Annotated in this window: 6 protein-coding genes and 1 pseudogene; 5 read left to right on the forward strand and 2 right to left on the reverse strand. The window is 67.3% G+C overall.

Features of this window, described 5'->3' with window-relative positions:
• Nucleotides 1–322 precede the first annotated feature (322 nt).
• The 3 genes from VFX99_RS10185 to VFX99_RS10195 all read left to right on the forward strand — a co-directional run bounded on the left by VFX99_RS10185 (nucleotide 323) and on the right by VFX99_RS10195 (nucleotide 2849).
• Nucleotides 323–634, forward strand: coding sequence for a hypothetical protein (locus tag VFX99_RS10185; protein WP_329666182.1), 312 nt, complete (start codon nucleotides 323–325; stop codon nucleotides 632–634).
• A 128-nt stretch (nucleotides 635–762) separates the two neighbouring features.
• On the forward strand, nucleotides 763–1593 hold the full coding sequence (locus VFX99_RS10190; protein WP_329666183.1) for a TylF/MycF/NovP-related O-methyltransferase: 831 nt from the start codon (nucleotides 763–765) through the stop codon (nucleotides 1591–1593).
• A 179-nt stretch (nucleotides 1594–1772) separates the two neighbouring features.
• On the forward strand, nucleotides 1773–2849 hold the full coding sequence (locus VFX99_RS10195; RefSeq protein WP_329666184.1) for an NADH:flavin oxidoreductase/NADH oxidase: 1077 nt from the start codon (nucleotides 1773–1775) through the stop codon (nucleotides 2847–2849).
• Nucleotides 2850–2852: 3 nt separating this feature from the next.
• Here the strand turns inward: VFX99_RS10195 and VFX99_RS10200 are convergent, their stop codons facing one another.
• The gene (locus VFX99_RS10200; RefSeq protein WP_329666185.1) at nucleotides 2853–3422 is read right to left on the reverse strand and encodes a MarR family winged helix-turn-helix transcriptional regulator; all 570 of its coding nucleotides are present in this window, start codon (nucleotides 3420–3422) and stop codon (nucleotides 2853–2855) included.
• A 118-nt stretch (nucleotides 3423–3540) separates the two neighbouring features.
• Entirely contained in the window at nucleotides 3541–5028 is a 1488-nt protein-coding gene (locus VFX99_RS10205; protein ID WP_329666186.1) for an aldehyde dehydrogenase family protein, read from the reverse strand.
• 219 nt (nucleotides 5029–5247) lie between these two features.
• Here VFX99_RS10205 and VFX99_RS10210 point away from each other — a divergent pair, with 219 nt between their 5' ends.
• Nucleotides 5248–6123, forward strand: coding sequence for a transketolase (locus VFX99_RS10210; protein WP_329666187.1), 876 nt, complete (start codon nucleotides 5248–5250; stop codon nucleotides 6121–6123).
• Nucleotides 6123–6332: pseudogene (locus VFX99_RS10215) on the forward strand (hypothetical protein); the annotation flags it as partial. The gene VFX99_RS10210 and the pseudogene VFX99_RS10215, both read left to right, overlap by 1 nt.

The following is a 6332-nucleotide window of genomic DNA, read 5'->3' on the forward strand; positions in this document are numbered from 1 at the left end:
GGGGGAGCACGGCCCGAAGTGAGCCAGGTTCACAGTAAGTCGATAGGTTCCGGCATCCTATGAAAGGGAAGATCTGAGCCCTGCTGATCGTGCGACGCTGTGAATGCGCCCGGCTCGAACACCCATTTGTGCATCTTTCTCCCTCGTGCGGCATTTCGTGAGCTACCTTCGATGCCGCGATGGCTCCCGTCCTGCGAGCCATCCCTGAGCGACTCTGCGTAGAGACCACCCGCCGGCGGGCCACACCACCCCTCAGCCCGCCTCTGAATGAACGGGGTTTCCTCCCGGTGTGCGGGATGCTCGATCGTTCTACGGTTCGGGAATGGGGACCGATCCGCTGCCTCCGGGCGTGAGCGCGATCGTGGAGTTCCTCGGCGCTGCGGCCGCACCGAGCGGGCACGTCCGCAGGCGCGAAGAGGACCGGATCAAGGCCGACATGATGAATGTCCGCGACCGCTGGATGAGCGTCGACCCGCGCGCGTTCCAGATCAAATGCTACGAAGTCGGGTTGACGTCGGCGTCCGCCGGGGCGCTCGTCGGCTTTTTGCGGAGCATTCAGCGGGGTGGGAGCCTGCGGCCGCGTGACAAGGCGTTCCAGTTTCCGGCAGACCCCGAGGCCCTGACTCGGCAGTGAGACACCCTTCGGTCGGATCCTGGCGGATCTACCCGGCACCTGCGATCGACGAACGAGGTCGCGTCCAGCCGATTGCGCTCGCACCGCAAGGCGAGAAGAATCCCGCTATCGCGCGGATTGGAACGCTCATGGCTGATGATGCGGTTTCCCTGTACCTCGACCTTCTCAAGCGCTGCGTCTGCAATCTGATCTACCAGGATCCGGCGGTCCCGTACCTGGACGATGAGTCGGCCGATCCGCTACGCGCCGAGTTCTCGCTCGAGCGCCGGCTCGCCGGCAAGGACTGGCCTCGCTACGCGCACACCATGATCGGCGTGAAGCGGCTCGACAACGTTCGCGACCTCATCGAGGACGTGCTGAGGAACGAGGTGCCGGGCGACATGATCGAGACCGGCGTCTGGCGGGGCGGCTCCACGATATTCATGCGCGGGGTTCTCAAGGCCTATGGCGTTTCCGACCGATCCGTGTGGCTCGCCGACTCTTTCGAGGCGTACTACCCGGCGGTCAACGACCACGGGGTCACCGCCAAGTCGTACACATCACCCGGCGCGGACATTCTGGAGGGGGGACCGTCAGCGCTGCCTCAGGTCTTCCAGGACAAGTTCGTGTTGCTGAAAGAGGGCACATCTTACGACGAGGTCCGCGAGTCGTTCAGACGATACGGATTGCTCGACGATCAGGTGAAATTCCTCCGCGGCTGGTTCAGCGAGACCCTTCCCGCCGCTCCGATCGAGCAATTGGCTCTCCTGCGCATGGACGGGGACTTCTACGACGCGACGCATGTCTCCCTCACGAGCCTGTACCCGAAGCTGTCTCCCGGCGGTTGGGCGATCGTGGACGACTACGGGACATTCAGCGAGTGCCGGCAAGCCGTGCACGACTACCTCGATGAGATGAGCCTGCAGGTCGACATCGTGCCGATCGACGACGAGGCGGTGTACTGGCAGAAGCAGGGTTGATCTCCGGAGTCGGCGCCCGAACACGGCCCCCTCCGGCACCGAGAAGCACGCGCCACCTCGCCGCAACAGCCGGCGAGGGAACAGATCCAGCCCGCCGTCCGTTCTCCCCGATGCCCGACCCGACCGACCCGACCCGAGCCGTCCATCCGGTCCCCCCGAACCACACCCCCGGAGCACCCGTGAGCATCCTCTTCTCCCCCTTGACCGTGCGCGGATTCGTACTGCGCAACCGCCTCTGGGTGGCACCCATGTGCATGTACAGCGCGGAGGACGGCATCCCGAACGAGTGGCACCGGGTGCACCTGGCCCAGTTCGCGTCAGGCGGCGCGGGCCTCGTGATCGCGGAGGCGACGGCGGTCGTTCCCGACGGGCGCATCTCGCCGCGCGACACCGGCCTGTGGAACGACGAGCAGCGCGATGCGTGGGCTCCGCTCGTCGCGGGGATCCATGCGCGGGGTGCGGCGGCCGGCATCCAGCTCGCTCACGCCGGGCGCAAGGCGTCGACCTGGTGGCCGTTCGCCGGTCGCGGTCACGGCAGCGTGGACATCGACGAGGGCGGGTGGGTGACGGACGCGCCCTCGGCTGTGCCGTTCGAGGGCATCGCCGAGCCGACGCCGCTCGACGCTGCAGGCATCGACGAGATCGTCGCCGCGTTCGGCTCGGCCGCTCGCCGTGCGGTCGAGGCGGGCTTCGACGTGATCGAGGTGCACGCTGCGCACGGTTATCTGCTGCACCAGTTCCTGTCGCCGCTGAGCAATCTCCGCGAGGACGAGTACGGCGGGTCGCTCGAGAACCGCGCCCGGCTGCTGCTGCGCGTCGTCCATGCTGTTCGGGATGCCGCCGGCCCGGCGACGCCGGTCTTCGTGCGGTTCTCGGGCACCGACTGGGCCGAAGGCGGCTGGAGCGTCGAGGAGACCGCGACGGTCGCCACGTGGGCGGCCGAGGCCGGCGCGGACCTGCTGGACATCTCCAGCGGCGGCCTGGTCGCGCATCAGCAGATCACGGTCGGCCCCGGCTATCAGGTGCCCCTCGCCGAGCATGTCCGCCGTGAGACCGGTCTGCCCGTCGCCGCCGTGGGTCTCATCACCAGCGGGGCGCAGGCGGAGTCGATCCTCGAATCCGGCGACGCCGACGCGATCCTCGCCGCACGCGAATGGCTCCGCGACCCGCACTTCGGCCTTCGCGCCGCGGAGGAACTGGGCGACGGGCTGGAGGCGCTCGCGCCGCCGCAGTACGTCCGCGCTTTCCGGCGCTAGCGCTCAGTCCTCTTCGGCGAGCGCGGCTTCTTCACCCGCGCGCGAGAGCTCCGGCGTCTTCTGGAGCAGACGCGTCAGCAGGTGATTGAGCTGACGCACTTCGTCGGGACTGAGGTCCGCGAGCACGATCTCCTGGCCCTGCATCGAGATGGGCTTCATACGGTCGTGCATGTCGGCGCCGGCGCGCGTCAGATACAGGTGACGCGAGCCGCGCGCGCCATCCGCCGGCACGATGAGTTCCCGCGCGATGAGCGTGTTGACACTCTTCGAGACGACCGCCTTGTTCATGGCCACGAACTCGGAGATGTCGCTGGAAGTCGCGCCCGGGCGGATCGACAGCGCGGAGATCACGCGCCAGTCATTGGTGCCCAGGTTGAACTCCCGGCGGAGCAGGCGCGACTCGCGCCACACCAGCGCATTCGAAAGCAGTGCGAGCAGTCGGGGGGTGAAGTTCTCGCTGTCGATGACGTCATCCAACGGCTCGGTGATGATCTCTGACGCGCCCACGAAGATCGGGACGGCCGCGGTGCCCAGGTCGCCGGTCATCCGCACTCCATTCCCAGGACGGATCACGTCGGAATCCTCGGGGTGAGTCTACCGATGCTCAGTACGACGGTCGGCGAGGGGAGCGGGTGCGGCGCGGCCGGCATCCTCGAGCCTCCGGGCCGAGGATGTCGACCGCGCCCGATCATCAGTGCGCCTGTGCGGCGAGCGCGGCGGCGTCGATGGTGGCGATCGAACGGGTGTCCTGGAACGCGCGGACGCCCTCGATGCCCTGTTCGCGACCCATGCCGGACTGCTTCATGCCGCCGAACGGAGCGCGCAGATCGAGGCGGGTGGCGCCGTGGTCGTTGACCCAGACGTAGCCGCAGACCAGCTTGCCGCCGACTCGGTTGGCCGACGCGGGGTCTGCTGTCCAGACCGAGCCGCACAGGCCGCCCCAGGTGTCGTTGGCCAGCGCGATCGCCTCGTCCTCGGAGTCGAAGCCGATGATCGGGATGACCGGCCCGAACTGCTCCTGCGTCACGACCCGGAGCGCCGAGTCGGGGTTGACGACGATCGCGGGCCGGAGGAAGTTGCCGCCGGCGAGATCGCCCCCCGGGAGCTCGCCGAACTCGCGGACGTCGGCTCTGGCATCCTTCGCCTCCTGGATGATCTCCTCGACGAACGCCTTCTGTGCCGGCGAGTGCAGCGGGCCCATCGTGGTGCCCTCGTCAAGCCCGTAGCCGATCACGGCCTTCTCGAGGCGCTCGCTGAGGCCTGCGACCACTTCGTCGAGCCGGGAGTTGTGCACGTAGACGCGCTTGGCGTTCATGCAGATCTGCCCGGTGGTGTCGTAGATCGCGGCGTACAGCCGATCGAGGTGCGTGTCGTCGATGATCGCGTCGTCGAGGAATACCGCCGCGTCGTTTCCGCCCAGTTCGAGCGTGACGCGAGTGAGCGACTTCGACGCCAGCTCCATCATCCGCTTGCCGCCGTTCACCGACCCGGTGAAGCAGACCTTCGCGATGTCGGTGTTCTGGATCAGGCCGCCCATGTTCTCGTCCTTGCCGGTGACGACGTTGAGCACGCCGGCGGGGAGCTTCTCGGCGATGCGCTGCACGACCCGGGTGGTCGCCAGGGGCGCCGAGGGCGGCGGCTTGACGATAGCGGTGTTGCCCGCAAGCAGGGCGTGCGGCAAGGCCGCACCCAGGATCGCGATCGGCCAGTTGAACGGCACGATCACCGTCACCACGCCCAGCGGCTGGTACGAGATCACCGTCTCGACCGGGATGCCGGGGGCGACGGGCAGCGTCTTGTCCGTGTCGACCTCATCGGCCAGCATCAGCGCCAGGTTCCAGCGGATCTCGAAGACCAGGGCATCGATCCAGCTCTCGAAGCGGATCTTGCCGTTCTCCTGCGACAGGATCGCCGCATCCGCGTCGCGGTCGTCCGCAATGCCCTCGATCGCCGCGGCCATCGCCGCAGCGCGCTCGACCGCGCTCAGCGCCGACCACGCCGGGAACGCCGTCTTGGCCGCCGCCACCGCATCGGCGACGTCCTCCTTCGACGCGGATGCCGCGTGACCGACGATCACGCCGGGCTTTCCGGGATCCGCGATGGCGAGCGTCTCGGGCGTCTGGCGCTCGACGCCCCCGATGTACAACCCTGTGCGAACTGATTCCAGCGTTTCAGTCATGACGACCAAGCACCTCTCCGTGACTTGCGACTCGACAACGGAATCCCTCGTTGGATCCCAAGATGAGTTTATCTACATAGTTGTTTACTTGTAAATTGCTTCGTGTTACTGTCGCCAAGTCGAGTCCGGGACCCGGATGAGACCAAAAAGCGAGAGTCGATGAGGACGCCCCTGGCGCGCTTCTTGTCGACGGTTATGTCATCGATGAGGAGGCATGAGATGGGTGAAGCGACCCTTGCGCGGGAGAACCCGCACACCGTCGAGGAGCTGAAAGACCTCGCGTTCGAGCTGAGGTCGAAGCTGCTGCACCTGTGCGGCACGTACGAAGGCGCCGTCCACATCGGCGGCGATCTGTCGGCGGCCGACATCTTCACGGCGCTGTTCGAATACGGTCTGCACGTCGACCCGACCGATCTGCGCAACCCGGAGCGCGATCGCTTCGTGCTCAGCAAGGGTCACGCCGCGGTCTGTATGTACATCGCGATGTCGATTCGCGGGTTCTTCTCGTACGAAGGCATCGTCGACACCTACGGTCAGCTCGACAGCGCCTACGGGATGCACCCCTGCAAGGTGCAGCTGCCCGGCGTCGAGTGCTCCACCGGATCGCTCGGCCACGGCCTGCCGCTCGCGGTCGGCATGGCTCTGAGCGCCCGCGGGCGTGGCGAGTCGCACCGCGTCGTGTGTCTGCTCGGCGACGGCGAGACAGGCGAGGGATCGGTCTGGGAGGCCGCGATGGCCGCCCGCAGCAACGAGCTCGGCAACCTGGTCGCCTTCGTCGACCGCAACCGCCAGCTGATGACCAGCTTCGCCGAGGAGCGCGTCGTCTTCGAGCCCTACCCCGACAAGTGGGCGGCCTTCGGCTGGAACGTGGTCCACATCGACGGCCACGACATGGCGCAGCTGGTCGAGGCGATCGACGGACTGCCGGCGACCGACAGCGACCGGCCGACCGTCGTCATCTGCGAAACCATCAAGGGCAAGGGCGTCGACTTCATGGAGCACAACCTCGCCTGGCACGCCGGATCGCTGGGCGCCGCCGACCTGGAGCGCGCGATGGCGGCTCTCCAGGCATCCCGTGAGAAGGAGTCGGTCTGATGCCCGTCACGTTCACCTTCGGAGAGATGCTCTCCGCTCGTTCCGTCATCGGGACGACCCTCGCCGAGCTCGGCGACGACTACCCGAACCTCTGGGTGCTGACCCCCGACATCGGCGCGACGCTCGTCGAGTTCCGTGACAAGTTCCCGGACCGGTTCGTCGATGTCGGCCTCGCCGAGCAGGTCTGTGTCGGCGTCGCCGCCGGTCTC

This window comes from Microbacterium sp., assembly GCF_036277215.1.
In the GTDB taxonomy this organism is placed as follows: domain Bacteria; phylum Actinomycetota; class Actinomycetes; order Actinomycetales; family Microbacteriaceae; genus Microbacterium.

What these genes read in the sequence shown, in the direction of transcription:
- VFX99_RS10185 (WP_329666182.1), top strand. Translation starts at nt 323, where the DNA reads ATGGGGACCGATCCGCTGCCTCCGGGCGTGAGCGCGATCGTGGAGTTC.
- VFX99_RS10190 (WP_329666183.1), top strand. Translation starts at nt 763, where the DNA reads ATGGCTGATGATGCGGTTTCCCTGTACCTCGACCTTCTCAAGCGCTGC.
- VFX99_RS10205 (WP_329666186.1), bottom strand. Translation starts at nt 5,028, where the DNA reads ATGACTGAAACGCTGGAATCAGTTCGCACAGGGTTGTACATCGGGGGC.
- VFX99_RS10210 (WP_329666187.1), top strand. Translation starts at nt 5,248, where the DNA reads ATGGGTGAAGCGACCCTTGCGCGGGAGAACCCGCACACCGTCGAGGAG.